Origin of the sequence: Dyadobacter frigoris (assembly GCF_005280585.1) — a bacterium.
GTDB classification, from domain to species: domain Bacteria; phylum Bacteroidota; class Bacteroidia; order Cytophagales; family Spirosomataceae; genus Dyadobacter; species Dyadobacter frigoris.
Map to the genome: position 1 here is coordinate 120,483 of NZ_SZVO01000001.1, position 18,220 is coordinate 138,702.

At 40.2% G+C, this 18,220-nt stretch carries 14 protein-coding genes; 10 read left to right on the forward strand and 4 right to left on the reverse strand.

Annotated elements, in window-relative coordinates:
* Positions 1–55 precede the first annotated feature (55 nt).
* The 5 genes from FDK13_RS00560 to FDK13_RS00580 all read left to right on the forward strand — a co-directional run bounded on the left by FDK13_RS00560 (position 56) and on the right by FDK13_RS00580 (position 4,715).
* Positions 56–829, forward strand: a complete 774-nt coding sequence (locus FDK13_RS00560) for an alpha/beta fold hydrolase (protein WP_137338031.1) — start codon at positions 56–58, stop codon at positions 827–829.
* Between the two features lie 114 nt (positions 830–943).
* Positions 944–1,615, forward strand: coding sequence for a CBS domain-containing protein (locus FDK13_RS00565; protein ID WP_137338032.1), 672 nt, complete (start codon positions 944–946; stop codon positions 1,613–1,615).
* A 79-nt stretch (positions 1,616–1,694) separates the two neighbouring features.
* Positions 1,695–2,570, forward strand: a complete 876-nt coding sequence (locus FDK13_RS00570) for an NAD kinase (RefSeq protein WP_137338033.1) — start codon at positions 1,695–1,697, stop codon at positions 2,568–2,570.
* A gap of 34 nt (positions 2,571–2,604) precedes the next feature.
* Positions 2,605–3,615 carry a dipeptide epimerase gene (locus FDK13_RS00575; protein WP_137338034.1) on the forward strand — a complete coding sequence of 337 codons (1,011 nt, stop codon included), beginning with the start codon at positions 2,605–2,607 and terminating at the stop codon, positions 3,613–3,615.
* Entirely contained in the window at positions 3,612–4,715 is a 1,104-nt protein-coding gene (locus FDK13_RS00580) for a pyridoxal phosphate-dependent aminotransferase family protein (protein ID WP_137338035.1), read from the forward strand. The genes FDK13_RS00575 and FDK13_RS00580 overlap by 4 nt, the downstream gene beginning before the upstream one ends.
* A gap of 32 nt (positions 4,716–4,747) precedes the next feature.
* Here the strand turns inward: FDK13_RS00580 and tatC are convergent, their stop codons facing one another.
* Together tatC and pdhA are read right to left on the reverse strand one after the other, a co-directional pair.
* Positions 4,748–5,614, reverse strand: a complete 867-nt coding sequence (gene tatC, locus FDK13_RS00585) for a twin-arginine translocase subunit TatC (RefSeq protein ID WP_137338036.1) — start codon at positions 5,612–5,614, stop codon at positions 4,748–4,750.
* A gap of 137 nt (positions 5,615–5,751) precedes the next feature.
* On the reverse strand, positions 5,752–6,780 hold the full coding sequence (pdhA, locus tag FDK13_RS00590) for a pyruvate dehydrogenase (acetyl-transferring) E1 component subunit alpha (RefSeq protein ID WP_137338037.1): 1,029 nt from the start codon (positions 6,778–6,780) through the stop codon (positions 5,752–5,754).
* A 129-nt stretch (positions 6,781–6,909) separates the two neighbouring features.
* Here pdhA and recF point away from each other — a divergent pair, with 129 nt between their 5' ends.
* Entirely contained in the window at positions 6,910–7,995 is a 1,086-nt protein-coding gene (recF, locus tag FDK13_RS00595; protein ID WP_137338038.1) for a DNA replication/repair protein RecF, read from the forward strand.
* Between the two features lie 40 nt (positions 7,996–8,035).
* Here the strand turns inward: recF and FDK13_RS00600 are convergent, their stop codons facing one another.
* Complete coding sequence (locus FDK13_RS00600) at positions 8,036–9,103, reverse strand: mannose-1-phosphate guanylyltransferase (protein WP_137338039.1); 1,068 nt, start codon at positions 9,101–9,103, stop codon at positions 8,036–8,038.
* A 281-nt stretch (positions 9,104–9,384) separates the two neighbouring features.
* On the opposite strand from FDK13_RS00600, the gene FDK13_RS00605 reads away from it, so the two are divergent.
* Entirely contained in the window at positions 9,385–12,411 is a 3,027-nt protein-coding gene (locus FDK13_RS00605) for a TonB-dependent receptor domain-containing protein (RefSeq protein ID WP_137338040.1), read from the forward strand.
* Between the two features lie 72 nt (positions 12,412–12,483).
* Here FDK13_RS00605 and upp read toward each other — a convergent pair whose 3' ends face one another.
* Positions 12,484–13,125 (reverse strand): uracil phosphoribosyltransferase, encoded by a 642-nt coding sequence (gene upp, locus FDK13_RS00610; RefSeq protein ID WP_137338041.1) that lies wholly within the window; start codon positions 13,123–13,125, stop codon positions 12,484–12,486.
* Positions 13,126–13,249: 124 nt separating this feature from the next.
* Between upp and FDK13_RS00615 the strand changes: the two genes are divergently transcribed.
* The 3 genes from FDK13_RS00615 (at position 13,250) to FDK13_RS00625 (ending at position 18,173) form a co-directional block, all read left to right on the forward strand.
* Positions 13,250–15,025: a capsule assembly Wzi family protein gene (locus FDK13_RS00615; RefSeq protein WP_137338042.1), complete on the forward strand. Its 1,776-nt coding sequence runs from the start codon at positions 13,250–13,252 to the stop codon at positions 15,023–15,025.
* Between the two features lie 127 nt (positions 15,026–15,152).
* Positions 15,153–16,016, forward strand: a complete 864-nt coding sequence (gene nadC / locus FDK13_RS00620) for a carboxylating nicotinate-nucleotide diphosphorylase (RefSeq protein WP_137338043.1) — start codon at positions 15,153–15,155, stop codon at positions 16,014–16,016.
* A 24-nt stretch (positions 16,017–16,040) separates the two neighbouring features.
* On the forward strand, positions 16,041–18,173 hold the full coding sequence (locus FDK13_RS00625; protein ID WP_137338044.1) for a ComEA family DNA-binding protein: 2,133 nt from the start codon (positions 16,041–16,043) through the stop codon (positions 18,171–18,173).
* Positions 18,174–18,220 lie beyond the last annotated feature (47 nt).

An 18,220-nucleotide genomic window follows, 5' to 3' on the forward strand; every position in this document is an offset into this window, starting at 1 on the left:
TGAACTCTTTCGTTTTGAAAGAAATTGTGAATACATAATAACCCTTGATAATAGAATGAAATATACGGTACATGCAGAGGGCAAGTTTCAATTTATCGACGAAGGAAAGGGCGAAACATTATTGCTGTTGCATGGCCTGTTCGGTGCTTTGAGTAACTGGGATGGGATTATTGAATGTTTTTCAGATCGTTATCGTGTCATTATTCCCTTGCTGCCAATTTATGAACTTCCTCCACGTGAGGCTGGCCTGGATGCGCTTTTAGATTTTCTGGAAGCATTTGTCGCGTTTAAAAACCTGACCAATGTAACTGTTCTTGGAAATTCTTTGGGCGGACATATTGGCTTGTTATATACTTTGAAAAACCAGGAAAACGTTACACGCCTGGTACTTACAGGCAGTTCCGGACTTTTTGAAAATTCAATGGGCGGCTCTTTTCCAAAAAGAGGAAGCTATGATTATATACGTGAACGCGTTGCTTATACTTTTTACGATCCGGAAGTTGCTACAAAAGATTTGATCGATGAAGTTTTTGAAACTACATCAAGTATTCCAAAATGTATGAGTATTGTTGGAATTGCCAAATCTGCACAGCGTCATAATCTGGCAAAAGATCTGCATAAAATTAAAGTGCCGACCTTACTTGTCTGGGGCTTAAACGATACCATTACACCGCCGCATGTTGGTTATGAATTTAACCGTTTGATTGCAGGATCGGAATTGCATTTTATAGATAAATGCTGTCATGCGCCGATGATGGAACATCCTGACAAATTTAACGTTATAGTAGAAAGCTTTTTAGAAAAACATGCATCAATTCCGGTGGAATAGTCATTTTTTAAAGAGCCTTTAACGGCTCTTTTTTGTTTTAAAGAATATTCTTTTACACGAAAGTTGACAGGTATTTGATTTTTTCATAGATTCGATAAAAACACTCTTTCAGTTATGCTAGCTGCAACGTTAATTAATCCCATGATACCGATACTGAAACTTACCGATACGGTAGGGACAGCATTGGACTGGATGGATGAGTTTCGTACACGGCAGCTTGTCGTGGCCGATTCAGGTTTGTATAAAGGGATTGTGTCGGAAGATATTCTTTTTGACATATCGGATACAACCCAGCCGCTTTCCAGAATAATCATTCAGCATGAAGATGTTTTTGCTGCTGAGGACAACCATCCTTATGAATTGTTAAGACTTGTTACCCAGTTTTCACTGGATATTATTCCGGTTGTTAATGAAAATAAAAATGTTACCGGGACAATTCTGGTTAGAGATCTGGTTGAACGTTTTGTCAGTGAACTTGGAATTCAGGAAAAAGGAGCTGTTTTGGTTTTGAAAATAGCGGAGAGAGATTATTCTTTATCTGAAATTAGCAGGCTGATTGAATCAAACGGAACCAAGGTTTTAAGCAGCTACTATTCTTCCAGCGAATCACTGCATCCGGCAGATACATCACTGCTGACATTGAAATTAAACCGTACCAACATCAATCCGATCATTGCTACTTTGGAGCGTTTTGGATATGATATTGAAGAAGCACATGCCAACGATCCGATCGAAAGTGTTGATCAGGAACGGCTTGATATGTTACTTCGCTATTTAGCTACATAATATTCTGGGAATAGTACATTGCCAATCGGCATTTTGTCCCGTATCTTGCGGACTAAAAGGATCACATACTTTTTCTTTCATGAAAATAGCAATTCACGGACGCAACTTTAATGAGTCTGCTCGCCCGTTTATAGAATCTATGTTCAGTGAGCTGGCACGTCGTAAAATTGACGTTCAGCTTTCCGAGCCGTTCAGGTCCTTTTTGGATAAGCAAGGCATCCAGCATTTTTCGCATTTGGTTTATGGAAACCCTGACGAATTATGTGACGCAAGACTTGTGGTGAGCATGGGCGGAGACGGTACTTTACTGGAAACAATTTCTCATGTAGGCAAAAGACGAATTCCTGTTGTTGGTATTAATGTAGGGCGTCTGGGTTTTCTGGCGACGGTTTCTCCTGAACGGATTTCGGATATGATTGAAGCGCTGGAAAATAATCAATATAAAATTGATGAAAGAACGCTCGTAAAAGTAGAATCCAATATCGATTTGTTTGAAGGAAGAAATTTCGGATTAAATGATTTTACGATCACAAAAACGGATACGGCTTCCATGATTACTGTTCATACGTATCTCAATGATGAATTTTTGAATTCTTATTGGGCGGATGGGTTGATTATTTCTACACCAACGGGTTCAACAGGTTATTCATTAAGTTGTGGCGGCCCGGTTCTTGTTCCGCATTCCCAGAATTTTATTATCACGCCTGTAAGTCCGCATAATTTAAATGTGCGTCCTTTGGTCGTTGAAGATTCTTCGGTGATCAGGCTGGAAGTGAAAAGCCGCAGCAATAATTTTCTTGTTTCAATGGATTCGCGTTCAAGGGTTGTTGACGAGGTTACAGAGCTAACGGTTAGTAAAGCAGATTTTACCGCCCGACTTATAAAAATGCGTGACGACAGCTTTTTGGATACATTGCGCAGTAAATTATCGTGGGGACTTGATATGAGAAATTAAATTCAGGTTTCTTGACTTCAATTAAAAGTAAAATATGCAGCTGATATTTCATTCCTTCGATCTTGAATTAAAACATACTTTCACCATCGCACACGATTCCCGCGATATGCAGCAGACATTAATTGTTGAGCTGAAAGACGGAAATTTTAGCGGTTTCGGCGAAGCCACCTCCAATCCTTATTACGGTGCTACGATTGAGAAAATGATAACTTCTCTTGAAAGTATCCGTTCAATCATTGAGGAGGACAAGCTGACTTCTCCTGAGGAATTGTGGGCAAAAGTAAATCCGTATCTGGCAGATAACTCTTTTGCGCAATGTGCTTTGGATGAAGCTGCCCATGATTTATTTGCCAAGAAAAAAGGACAGAAGTTATATGAAACCTGGGGTTTGTCCATCGATCGTAATCCGTTAACAAACTTTACTATTGGAATTGATACTGTTGAAAAAATGGTATCAAAAATGCAGGAGCTTCCCTGGCCAATTTATAAAATTAAATTGGGCACGGACGATGATCTCAGGATTGTAAGAGAATTACGTGCACATACAACGGCTGCTTTTCGTGTTGATGCCAACTGCGCATGGTCGGCAGAACAGACGATTAAATTTTCTGGTGAACTAAAAAAACTGGGTGTTGAATTTATTGAACAACCCTTACCGGCTGATGATATTGAAGGAATGAAAAAAGTTTTTTCCGGTAGTGCATTACCTGTGATTGCCGACGAAAGCTGTATTCTGGAAAGTGATGTATTAAAATGTTACGGGCTTTTTCACGGGGTGAACATCAAGCTTACCAAATGTGGCGGGTTGACTTCCGCCCGACGAATGATCAGGGAGGCCAAAGATCTGAATATGACCACGATGGTAGGCTGTATGACAGAATCCAGTGTTGGAATTTCTGCTATTGGCCATTTGCTTCCGCTGCTTGATTATGTTGATATGGACGGTTCTCTACTAATCAAAAACGATCCGGCAACGGGCGTAACTTTTGATTTTGGAAAAGTAATTTATGCCTCCGAAAACGGGACTGGCGCGGTATTAAAATGAAAATTTATCCCACCAGTCATCTTCCCGGCCGAAAGGTTTTACTGAATAACGGGAAAGAATATCTTTATTTCAGCGGAACGGATTATCTGGGAATGGGGCATCACTATGAATTTCTGACTTATTTGAAAGAAGGAATTTCAATTTACGGTACTCATTTCGGTAGTTCAAGAAATAACAGTCTGAGGCTGGAAGTTTACGAAGAAGCAGAAACTGCACTGGCAAATTTTTCCGGCGCGCCTGCGGCACTAACAACGTCATCCGGCATGTGGGCTGGGCAGTTGCTTATGAAAGTATTGCCGAAGATTATTACGACCGATTTACAAGATAAAAATTTCCACACCTCCAATATTCATTATCATTACGCGCCCAGGGTTCATCCTGCGTTATGGGGAGTGGAATATATTTCTGCAAGTTCAGGTTGGGAAGATTGGGCAAAAGATACCATTTTAACAATTCAGGAAAGCAACGTGGACTGCGGTCACATCATTTGTTCAGATTCCGTAGGGTCTCCTTTTGTCGAAAGTTTTGATTTTTCGATTTTTAAAACACTCCCATTTTACAGAGAAATATATCTTATCGTCGACGATTCCCATGGATTGGGTGTTTTGGGTAAAAATGGGGGAGGGATATTTAGAGAATTATCTTCGATTCAACAAGTTAAATTAATCGTTTCTTCTTCCTTAAATAAAGCACTGGGAATTCCATCCGGCGTGATTTTTGGAAACCATGATATAATAGATACGATCCGAAAAAGTCCTTTTTTTGCAGGTGCTTCCCCTGCGCCGCCAGCGTATATATATGCATTAAACAAGTTGCTGGAATCAAATACTTATCCGGTTGCTCATCAGCAGCTGCTTGATAATATTAACTATATCGCCGGGAAACTGACTGAAACCAATCTTTTTGTAAGCACACCTGACTATCCTGTTTTTTGCAGTTCGAATAACAAACTTTTTGATTTTCTGGAAGAAAACGGAATTATGGCTTCCTGTTTTTCCTATCCACAACCAACGGATCCGCCTGTCACAAGAATAGTGATCAGCGCGATACATCAAAAAGAAGACCTCGGTCAATTGGCCGAGGTCTGTATGAAATTTTAATATTTCTTCTTTTTACTTAATGCTTCGGACTCTTATAACGGTCCTTGTAACGCTTGTTCTTCACGCAATTTTTCTCTGGCTACTTTTCCGGAAACCAAAATACTGATTTCATAAAGCATAAGTAATGGAATTGCTACGAGAATCTGGCTGTAAATATCAGGTGATGGTGTAATAACTGCCGCTACGATCAAAATTACGATGAATGCATGTTTTCTATATTCACGCATAAATGAAGGTGTCAGGATACCTACTTTGGATAAAACAAACACTACAATAGGGAGCTGGAATGCAATTCCGCATGCTAAGGTAAGCGTTGCTACCGTAGAAATGTAAGACGAAATGTTGAATTCATTGGCAATCGATTCGTCAAGTTTCCAATTAGCTAAAAAGTTAAGTGCTAATGGCGTTACTATAAAATATCCGAAGAGAACTCCTGAAAAGAACAATAAAGTAACATAAAATACGGCCCCTCTCGCAGATTTACGCTCAGAAGCTTTGAGACCTGGTTTAATAAATCGCCAAATTTCCCAAAATGCGTAAGGGAAGGCAAATATTAATCCTACAATAACCGCTGATGTTAAACCCATTGTAAACTGATCGCCAACACCAATACTCTGGATTTTAAAGTCAAGTGTTTTTACACACAATTCATCATAATCAACAAGGTCGGACAATTTACACATCATTCCGTAAGTCCAGAAATCAGTTTTAGCAGGAGCAAGAATTACATAACGGTATATATCTTTAATATAAACGTAGGCAATAATAGCAAAAACCATTATAGATCCAACTGCACGGATTACGTGCCATCTTAATTCTTCAAGGTGTCCAATAAAAGACATCTCCTGGCCTGTTCCTTCTTCTTCTTCTTCGTGCTCAAATTCTTGATCTAAGGGCATACAATTTTTAGGTATTGATCACTATATACGGGTAAATGGGACATCGCGATCTTTTTTATTAGCGAAAAATCGAAATTACTCAAAAAACCCGTCGGATTGTTTCGACGGGTTTCTCTTAATAAATTTATAATCAGGACTTAGTCCATGATAAATGGATAGTCATCTTCAGCGTAAACATTTGTGTAAGCTTCTTTTGCATCCGGGAAATCCGAATCTTCAGCAAACTGCACAGATTCCGCAACGATTTCTTTCACCTTTTTGTCAATCGCGTCAAGATCTTCTTCGGTAGCAAGTTTGTTATCCAGAATCACTGCTCTGATTTGCTCAATCGGGTCACGGTGTTTGTACTCCTCAACCTCTTCTTTCGAACGGTATTTCTGAGGATCCGACATCGAGTGTCCACGGTAACGATACGTACGGAATTCAAGGAAAGTTGGTCCGTCTCCTTTACGGGCACGTTCTGCCGCGCGGGACACTGCTTCGTGGATCGCTTCAACGCTCATCCCGTCAACAGGTTCCGAAGGAATATCGTAAGCTTCACCTAATGTGTAAAGTTCAGTAACATTGGATGAACGTGCAACCGAAGTTCCCATAGCGTAACCATTATTTTCAACAACGAAAATAACAGGAAGTTTCCAGCTCATCGCCATGTTCAATGCTTCGTGAAAAGCACCCTGGCGAATAGCTCCGTCACCGAAATAACAGATACACAAATTGCCTGTTTTGTTATATTTCTCAGCAAATGCGATACCAGCCCCCAAAGGAATCTGAGCACCTACAATACCGTGGCCTCCAACAAAATTATGTTCTTTGTCAAAAATGTGCATTGAACCACCTTTTCCTTTGGTTGTTCCTGTTTTTTTACCATATAGCTCAGCCATGATCGCTTTCGGATCAGTACCTAGCGCCAATGGAATACCGTGATCACGATAAGCAGTGATGAACTTGTCATCTTTTGTCAAAGCCGTGGCTGCTCCCGTGGAGCAAGCTTCCTGCCCGATATAAAGGTGACAAAAACCGCGAATTTTCTGCTGTCCGTAAAGCTGGCCAGCCTTTTCTTCAAACCGGCGTTGTAATAACATGTTCTCGAACCAGAACATATAGCGTTCTTTCGAATGCTGTAATTTGGGAGCTGATGCTTTCTTTTTTTCAGTAACGGTGGCCATGTATTTGGTTCTCGTTTATAAAGACAGAACTTTGTCTTAAAGTTAGTGGTTTGAACAAGATCTGTTTTTGCCGGTAAACGACGCAAATGATTTGCGAAAATAAGCATAAACTATATAACAAAGAAGTTCATGTGGTTAGAAAAGCTCCATCTTACGTACTTTAAGAGCTATGAAGAGAGAGGTTTTGCGTTTGGAGAGCGTGTAAATTGTCTTGTCGGGGAAAACGGAAGTGGGAAAACGAACCTTTTGGACGCGATTTACTTCCTGACACTCACAAAAAGTGCCTTTCATAACCAGGATGCATTGGGTATCCGTCATGGACAGGATTTTTTTATACTGGATGGAATTTTTAATGATTCTGAAAAAAATATTCAGATTACATGCAGTTTTCAGCGCGGTCAGCGGAAAATTTTCATGGCCGACAAGAAAAATTACGATAGGTTGAGTGATCACATCGGACTTTTTCCTCTTGTTTTGATCGCTCCAAACGATACCGATTTAATCCGCGACGGAAGTGAAGAACGCCGGAGATTTTTTGACGGCGTACTTGCTCAGGCCACTCCGGAATATTTAAATGATTTTTTGCAATACAATAAGATATTAACCCAGCGAAACGGTTTGCTCAAACTTTTCGCAGAACGAAATTATCTGGATGAAGATCTGCTGGATACTTACAATGAGCCTCTAATAGTTTTGGCGATACGAATTTATCAGCATCGTCGCGCTTTCATGGATCGTTTTCTTCCTTTGTTTAGAAAATACTACCAGTTTTTAAGTAGTGGCAAGGAACAGGTTGATGTTTCATATGAAAGCGAAGTGGCATCCGAAGATTTCGCCCAGGAATTCAGGAAAAACCGCTCACGCGATCTTCACGCGCAACGTACCGGAAAAGGTGTGCATAAGGATGAATACGTTTTTGAAATCGATAGCATAACCTTAAAAAAATTCGGCTCCCAGGGACAGCAAAAATCTTTCGTTATCGCACTGAAACTTGCTCAGTTTGAATTATTAAAAATTGAAAAGGAAAAAACACCAATTCTTTTGCTGGATGATATTTTTGATAAACTGGACGATAGAAGGATCAATAAATTGATCGAGTTAATAGATGACGGTTTTCTGGGTCAGGTTTTTATAACGGACGCGAGACCGGAACGGTCTCAGAAGATTTTAGAAAAAGTTAAGGCAGACGTCCGCTTCTTCGAAATAAATCGGTAATTGTTTAAACGCGCGGCGGACCGCTCCCCTACCTCTGCGTTTAAACATATTTCGTGTGTAGCTCTTTCGCTTGGGCTACGAATTCTTTTACTTTTTGTTCTTCATCTTTTTTGCAGATTAATAGCACGCCGTCGTATTCTGCTACAATAAAACCTTCCAGGCCATCTATTACAACCAGTTTTTCCTGGGGTGTTTTTATGATACAGTTGGTTGTGTTATGCAGGATAAGAGTTCCTTCTGTAACGTTTTTAAATTCGTCTTTCTTGGAAACTTCGTAAAGCGATTTCCACGTACCAAGATCTGACCAGCCGAAACTGCTTAATACTACGTGTACATTGTCGGCTTTTTCCATGATACCGTTATCAATCGAAATACTGCCGCAGTGAGAATAGGCTTTATGAATAAAAGATTCTTCTGTTTCCTTGTAGTAATAGTTATCACCGCTTTCAAAAATCTCAGCAATATCTGGTTGGTATGCCCTTAAAGCACGTTTAAACGCTTGTACATTCCAAACAAAAATACCTGCGTTCCAAACAAAATCTCCGCTGTCAAGAAACTGCACTGCTAATTCCAGATGCGGTTTTTCAGTAAAAGATTTAACTTTTTTGACAGTTAACTTATCCGGAATATACTGGATGTAACCATAACCTGTATCTGGTCTTGTTGGCTGAATACCCAGTGTTATCAGGACATCCTCATTTCTGGTTGCGCCTAAGGCTATTTTGATGGTATCCTTAAATATTTCTTCCTTTAAAATAATATGGTCAGCCGGTGCAACGACAATGTTTGCATCAGGATTTTTCGAAGCAATTTTATAACATGCATAAGCGATACAAGGTGCAGTATTTCTTCTATGCGGTTCCAGAAGAATCTGGTCGTCTGATAACATCGGAATTTGCTCCTTGATGATATTTTTATATTCCTGACTGCTTACGATATAAATGTTTTCCGGTGGACAAACGCCGTCAAAACGTTCAACTGTTTGTTGCAAAAGTGTTTTTCCGGTTCCCAGTACATCATGAAACTGCTTCGGAAAATCGGTACGGCTGAAAGGCCAGAAACGTGTACCAACTCCTCCCGCCATGATGATCACAAATGTATTTTGCATTGTAGAAGTGTAAAGTTATTTATAGCGTATTAGATGCGGTAAAGCTAAGGATAAACAATTGATGTTGCCAATTCTGTCAATTTCTTAATGTATTTTTCAGCAATCGGCTTCAATGCTTCTCCCTAATTAACAAAAAATAAAATGTCTGATTCCCATTTATTCTTAATTCGAATAATATTTCTCATTTAGTTAATAATATAAAGAAAAAATAGAATAAAAATACTAACATGTTACTTAATTCACCTAAATTGCTTCAAGACAAACTATAACCCATTAAGATTATGGATTCAATTTTTACCCGGAAAGTATCATGCCTGGTTATGATATTTTTACTTTGTTGTGGCCTTGCTTTTTCACAGACCAATATCACCGGAAAAGTGGTAGAGGCTTCAACAAACGAACCGCTGATCGGTGTAAGCATTCAGGTCAAAGGCAAAATTATCGGTACTATTACGGATGGAGACGGCAGGTTCAATTTAGCTACCAGTTCAGTACCGCCGTTCACACTGACAGTTTCTTCAGTAGGATTTGAAACACAGGAAATCAATATTACCGGCGGTATTTCCAACATTGAAGTTAAGTTGGCCGAGCAGGCTATTTTGGGAAAAGAGCTGGTTGTATCAGCTTCCAGAGTAGAAGAAAGTGTAATGCGTTCCCCGGTTTCTATCGAAAAAATTGATATCCGTACAATTCGGGAAACTCCTCAGGCGTCTTTCTATGACGCACTTCAAAATTTGAAAGGTGTCGAAATGAGTACGCAATCACTTACTTTTAAATCGGTAAGTACCCGCGGATTTGGAGCGAATGGAAATACCCGTGTTGTCCAATTAATTGACGGAATGGATAATCAGGCGCCGGGATTAAATTTCCCGGTAGGTAACGTGGCCGGTATTCCTGAATTAGACGTAGAAAGTGTCGAGATTTTGCCGGGAGCAGCTTCGGCATTATATGGTCCAAATGCGATCAACGGGATTATTTTAATGAATAGTAAATCTCCGTTCACCTATCAGGGACTGAGTGCCTATGGGAAATCGGGTGTGATGAGCGCTTCAAACCGGACTAAAACAAATACCCCTTTTTATGATGTGGGTATTCGTTATGCCAAAGCATTTAACAACCGTCTGGCATTCAAAGTAAACGCTTCTTATCTGACCGCAAAAGATTGGCAGGCAACCGATTATCGGGATCAAAGTCTGGTGAATGGAACCACGCTTGAAAACAATAATAATAATGCAATGAAAAATCCATATTACGACGGGGTTAACCGGTTGGGTGATGTGGGAGCGAATGTATACAATGTGCTGTATGCCAATGGAATTCCCGGAAATGGATCAAACGGAACGTCCGCAGCACTTGGAGCGATTTATACAACACAGATTCCACAAGCCGGTAATTTGACATTGCCACAATTATTAGGCGGACAAACCCCGCTTCAGCAGCTTGACATTGCACGTTCAATTTTTAGTAAAGTAGTCCCGCAATATTATTTAAATGCACCGGGATATGCAGAAAATGCTTTAACCAATTATCCGGCCAAAAGTTTAAAACTGAATGCTTCGCTGCATTATCGCTTAAATGATAATGTGGAAGCAATTTTGCAGGTAAACTGGGGTAAAGGTTCGGCTGTTTATACGGGTGCGGATCGGTATAACATTCAAAATTTTTCTATTGGCCAATACAAGGCAGAAATTAAAGGAAGTAACTTTTTCGTGCGTGCCTACATGACCAGGGAAAACTCAGGAGATGCTTATGCGATGGGCGTTTTAGGAAGCCTGGTCAGTCAGAGTTATTTACAAACCGCTTTGGGCGTTGGTCTTCCTTCTTTTTTGAATACCGCTTTGACCCAATATGGTGGTGCGTTACTTCAGGCTTATCAGGCGGGGCTTGCTGGCGGATTATCTCAGCAGCAGGCTATTCAGGCAGCATCTACGGCGGCAAATGCATATGCCGGAGCAAACAGTACGCAATGGTTGACCACAGCTTTGGCCCCAGGAATTGCTACTGCAAACCAGCAATATTTACCAGGCGGTACGCAATTTGAATCAACAGTTTCTGACCTTAAAACCAAGCCGATTCCAAACGGAGCAAAATTCCTTGACAAATCGAATCTATACCATGCGGAAGGAATGTATAATTTCACAAAGCTGATTGACCCAAAAGTTATAGAATTAATTGCAGGCGCAAATTATCGGATTTACGATCTTAATTCCGGCGGAACATTATTTGAAACCCAGGACGGAACGCCGACGGGAAAAGAATTTAATATCCGGGAATATGGTGCTTACACCCAGGCATCCAAAAACTTCAATGATGTTTTCAAACTGACCGCATCTGTCAGATATGATAAAAACATGAATTTTAAAGGCCAGTTTAGTCCGCGTATTTCCGGAGTTTATACGGTAGCAAAAAATCATAATTTCCGTGCGTCTTTTCAACGCGGTTTCAGGATTCCAACAACGCAAAATCAATATATTAATTTGTTGACGCCAAGCGTAAGGCTGGTAGGCGGACTTCCGTTGTTCCGTGAAAAATATAATATGATAACAAATGCTGTGTATGAGCAAACAGCAATTACTTCTACCAATGTGCAGGATGGAAGCATAAAACCATACAAATTCCGTGAATGGCAGCCGGAACGTGTTCAAACTTATGAGGTTGGTTACAAGGGAGTTATTGGCAATAAATTATATATCGATGCATTTTACTATTACAACCGTTTTCTAACCTTTGACGGAATCACAGTTCTTTTACAGAAAAAAGATCCGAACGGTCCGCTTACAGATCTTTTGGATCCTACAAAAAGAAATGCGTACAGTATGCCGGTCAACGCCACACAAACGGTAAAAAATTCAGGTTGGGGCGTAGGGCTTGATTATGTTTTGGGAAAAGGATATACTTTCAATGGAAACCTTACCCAGAATATCCTGAACAACAATGCGCAGCTGCTGAAAAATGATCCTTCATTTGTCACCTTTTTTAATTCTCCAAAATATCGTTTCAATCTGGGTTTTTCAAACCGTGATATTAACCGGACGGGTTGGGGTTTCGGAGTTACTTTCCGCCATCAGTCCAGTATGGTTTGGCAGGCAACCGTTGCCAGTATAGCAGCTAATATTCAGCAAAAAACGGTAATACCAGCTTATTCAACGCTGGATGCACAAATCAGTCGAAAAATGTCCTCTATCAAATCGATTATTAAAATTGGCGGAACAAACCTGACCGGAAAACTTTATACAACGGGTTGGGCTAATCCGTCGGTCGGAGCGATGTATTATGTGTCAATTACTTTTGACGAATTATTAAATTGAAAAAAAACCGTACTACGGTTGTGGCCGTGGTACGGATAAATATTTTAATCAAAGTTTGATTATTTATAAGGATTATTTTGATCCGAACGCCAGGTCGCCGGCATCTCCCAGTCCTGGTACAATATAATATTGTTCGTTCAAACGTTCGTCCAAAGCTCCAACCCATAATCTGCACTGTGGGACACGTTTTTGCAGGAAATCAACGCCTTCCGGACTTGCTATCACAGCCGCAATATGTGTTTGTGCGGGTATTCCAAAACGTAGAAGTGCGTGGTAAACTTTTTCCAGAGAACGTCCCGTTGCAAGCATTGGATCGATCAGGATCAGCGTTTTACCACTCAGGTCAGGACTAGTGATATAGTCCATTTCTACTTCAAATTCATCATCTTTAAGATTATGTCCGCGATAGGCACCAACAAATGCATTATCTGCTTTGTCAAACATATTAAGAAAACCCTGATGTAAGGGAAGTCCGGCCCGTAAAATCGGAGCGAGTACAACCGGTTGAAGCAAAGATCTTGAAGGAGCATTTCCCAATGGCGTTTCTACCGAAGTGGTGCGATAAATCAATGATTTTGAAATTTCGTACGCGAGCAGTTCACCGACACGTTCAATATTTCGGCGAAATCTCATTCGGTCTTTCTGCACATCGGAATCGCGTAGTTCAGCAATGAAATGATCAGCAATGGAAGGCTTCTGGGATAGTAAAAACATAACTTTGATCTTATTTTAACCTATTCAATACAAGATATTACAATATGATTGACGAAATTTGACACTTTCGTTCAAATTAGGTGCACTAATGCCGATTTTACCCGCATAATAGAAATATTTATCTATGAACCAACGCTTCGACAAGTTCTTCTTATGTGTTTTTTTTATATTAATTACTTCATCATCTGTTTTTTCCCAGAGTACCTTTGCTCCTATAAATGATGATTATTATCACTTAATCGATCGCCTGGAAATTAAGCGTGGAAAATTTTCCGAAGGATTTCATTCAAATGTAAAACCATTTGAGAGAAAGGCAATCGTTGAATTGACGGATTCTATACTAAAAGAGGGGAATGTATCGCTTACAGAGCGGGATTGGCAGACCATCGACTATTTACGAGAGGATAGCTGGGAATGGGCCAAGGGTTTTGTTCCAACCGATTCGGCCCGGTCATCGAAACTTTCCCGGCTGGATCCCGGTAATAAATTCGGACTTTTTAAGGGAAGAAAAAGTAACGGACAAAGAAGATTCTGGCAGCACCCGGCCGATTTTTTAAGTTATCATGATAAAGATTTCGATCTGCATTTAAATTTTACTACCAACAATTTTATCGGAAGCGACAACAACGTTAATTCACCGCTTTGGCTAACAAGCCGAGGCGTTGAAATCCGCGGAATGATCAACGAAAAGCTGGGATTTTATACTTATGTCAGTGATAATCAAGGTGTATTTCCTAAGTATGTTATGGATTATACCAAGAATTATAATTTCCCCGGGGAAGGATTGGCAAAGAAAATCCAGAATGATAAAGGCGTTGATTATTTTTCAGCAAGAGGTTATATCACTTTTAAACCTTTGAAGGCTATCAATGTTAAGTTCGGCCATGATGTCAATGTTTTTGGCAGCGGGTACCGTTCCTTATTGCTCTCAGATAACAGCAGCCCTTATTTATTTTTAAGAATTGATACCCAGCTGGGTCGTTTTCACTATACCAATTTGTGGTCTAGCATGATCAACAATCAGCAGGGAGCGAGTAAAGGTCTTTTGAGTGCTAAAAAGTTTTCAGCCATACATCATTTAAGTGTTAACGTTACGGACAAGATTAATATAGGAGTTTTCGAAGCGGAGGTTTTCAGCAGGGATTCTACCAGCGGAGGTTTTGACATCAATTATCTGAACCCGATTATTTTTTACCGTTATATCGAATCCTACATCGGGAGCCAGGACAATGCCCTGCTCGGTTTTGATTTCAGATGGCTAGTTGGGAAAAAAGGATCCATTTACAGTCAGTTCATTCTGGATGAGTTTTTGACAAAACATATGTTTAATGGCGACGGATCCTGGACCAATAAATACAGTTTTCAGCTGGGCGGAAAATACATTGATGCTTTTGGAATTCCCAATCTGGATTTGCAAACGGAATTAAATATTGTGCGGCCATATACCTATTCCCATAAAGACGGAGGCCGAAATTATGTCCATTATAATCAGCCGCTGGCGCATCCTCTGGGGGCTAATTTTAAAGAATTGCTGGGAATTGTGAGATATAAAGTTACACCACGACTTTCGATTTATGGCACGCAAATGTGGGCAAAACAAGGAAAAGATCCGACAGGATCAGATGCAAATTTTGGTAGTAATCCGCTATTGGATTATGACACACGGACAGCTGTAATTCCGGGGAATAATAATTTAGGGCATAAAATCGGGCAAGGGATGTTGGCCAAAACTTCCTTTACTGATTTACGTCTGACTTATTCGCTGGCACATAATTTCTTTGTGGATGCCCGTTGTTTGTTCCGGAATATTAAATCGCAGGATGTCAACGTCGCGGAAAAATCTAAAATTTTCTCTTTTGCGATCCGTTACAATATGGCTTACCGGAGTCAGACATTCTGATTTTTGTGACTTCATTATAAAAAGAACGTATTCATTAAGTGTTGGGTTATGACTGTGATTTTACAATGAGATCGTCACTTTTTCATTGTTAGATTTAGAAATTATCCAATACAATTATCTCAAAAAAATGGAAACCAACCCACGGGTACTACGCGATTTAATTCATTTGGCATTGTTGGAAGATATCGGCGACGGAGATCATTCCTCTCTTTCCAGCGTACCCGCTGATGCCATGAAAAAAGCACGTTTGCTGGTAAAACAGGAAGGGATTCTGGCGGGTGTTGAGGTGGCACTTGTTATTTTGGAAGAAACAGCAACGTTATATAATCATCCCCAAGCCAACGTTGAAGTTTTTATTCAGGACGGAACGCGTATCAAAGTTGGAGATATTGTGATGGTTATTGAAGCAAGTGCGCAGTTGATTTTGAAGGCTGAAAGACTATTGCTGAACATTATGCAGCGTATGAGCGGCATTGCTACTTATGCACGGGAAATGGTTGATATCATCGGTGACCTTCCTGTGAAGCTATTGGATACTCGCAAGACAACACCAAATTTCCGTTTGTTTGAAAAAATGGCGACGAAAATTGGCGGAGCTGTTAATCATAGAATGGGTCTTTATGATATGATTATGCTGAAAGATAATCATGTGGATTATGCTGGTGGAATTGAAGCAGCGATTACCAACGCGAGAAATTATCTGAAGGCAAATGGAAAAAATTTGAAAATTGAAGTTGAAACACGCAGTCTGGCTGAGGTTGATGAAGTTTTACGTGTTGGCCAGGTTGATATAATTATGCTTGACAATTTTTCTCTGGAAAATATGCGTGAAGCGGTAAAGCGGATTAACGGACGTTTTGAAACAGAAGCTTCGGGAAATATTACTGAAAAGACATTACGTGCAGTAGCCGAAACCGGAGTTGATTCCATTTCCAGCGGCGCATTGACACATCAGATACAAAGTCTTGATTTAAGTTTGAAGGCCTTTTAATCATGTAACACAAATCCGTAAAGGATGACGAAGAATATAGAAAAATCGCACATGAAGCCAGTACACTGGCATTCATGTGCGATTTTTCGGTTAGGTGTTTTAACACTTTTTTGCATATTTCTGTTTATTAAAAATCTTTTTGCTCAGGAACCACCACGGCAGGAAATCGATATAAACCAGTTTATTCAGGATCTGATCCCGATTGCTACCGAAGAAAATAGTAATGAAGGTTTGTATGAATTACTGTTTCAGTTATATACGAATCCGCTTGACCTGAATTCAGTTACGACGGATGAATTGACAGCGACATTAATTCTTTCAGAAGTTCAGATAAAATCGTTTTTTGATTATCGTCAGAAACTTGGACTATTTCTCTCTCTTTACGAATTACAGGCCGTTCCGGATTTTGATATAATAACAATCCGAAAGTTAATTCCTTTTGTAATTGTTCGGCCCGGAGCATTGCCTTTCAAAGAATCTTTGCAAAATCCGTCTCAGCATTTCTTATTGTTAAGGTCCGGTCGTGTGTTGGAAAAACAAAAGGGATTTACATCCGTCGACACTTCTAGCCGTTCAACTACCCGTTATCAGGGCAAACCTTTATATGGAAATATCCGGTACCGCTACGCCCGGGCTGGTTCATATAGTTTTGGGTTGGTCATGGAAAATGATGCCGGGGAAATTTTAAGCTGGCAGCCGAAAAAACAAATATTCGGTGCAGATTTTACCTCTTTTCATGCACAGATCATGAATCGTGGTAAACTCAAAAATCTCATTATTGGTGATTATCAAATGCAGGCCGGACAAGGTTTGATCATGTCAGGCGGATTTTCTTTGGGAAAAGGTTCGGAAGTTATCAGAACGACTTATCGAAGTACACTGGGTTTGCGACCCTTTACTTCCGTTTTGGAATCAGGGTTTTTTCGCGGTACCGCCGCAACATATGCATTAAAAAAGCAACTGGATGTAACCCTGTTTTATTCCTACACAAGACGGGACGGAAGCCTGGAAAACAATGTGAATGTTCAGGATGAACTAACTGTTTCGTCTTTACAAATTTCCGGCTATCACCGGACAAAAACGGAACGTGAAAATCAGGGAACTATTGGTGAGCAAAATGTTGGTTTTCACGCGCTTTATAAATTGCTTTCCCAGCGAGGTCAGATAGGGATTACGGTTTTAAATACCTTTTACAGCGCAACTTTACAAAAGAAAGATGACCTCTATAACAGGTTTGAATTTCATGGAAACCAAAATACGGTGATTGGAATTCATGGAGATTATCGCTGGCAGAACATGCATTTTTTCGGTGAAGGCGCACGATCTAAAAGCGGTGGGTTGGGAGGGATTGGAGGTTTAATTGCCGGTTTGGGAAGAGCAATTGATTTTACACTTTTACTTCGACATTACGACCGGAATTTTCATTCCCTGTACGGCGGTTCAATCAGCGAAGCAACACGTCCGATTAATGAAACGGGTACTTACTGGGGACTTCGTTATTCCCCAAACCGGCGTTGGCAGTTCAGTGGATTTTATGACCGGTTTCATTTTCCCTGGCTGAAATACCAGATTAATGCACCTTCTGACGGACAAGACTATTTCCTGCACGTGCTTTGGAAACCGAATAAAAAGCTGAATATGTACGCAGTATTTCATGAAAAACACAAAGCGCATAACGAGCCTGATTCGAAATTTCCAATTCCGCAGGTATTAGAAACGACACGCAGAACAGCGATGATTAATTTTGAATATGAAGTTCCTCTTCGATTTTCAGTTCGTACGCGCTTGCAAGGCGGAGATTTCTGGTATGAAGGGAAATCGAAATCATCCGGATTTACAATTGTGCAGGACATTACTTACCGGCTTTCAAAACTTGAACTTAGCGGACGGATTGCAATTTTTAAAACTGATAACTATGACAGCCGGCAATATGTTTATGAAAAAGATATGTTGTATGCCTTTTCACTTCCTGCCTATTATGACCAAGGCACGAGGCACTATTTAATGCTGCGTTATCCGTTGACACAAAAGATGAAACTCTGGCTGCGGTGGTCACAAACGCATTACTCAAAACTGGATAAAATCAGTTCCGGGCTTAACGAGATACAGGGGAAAAAGCGAAGTGAATTGAAAGCGCAGGTCATGTATCAGTTTTGAATCGTTACTTTTGCGGATATTTTCGTTTTATAATAAAACAGATCCAC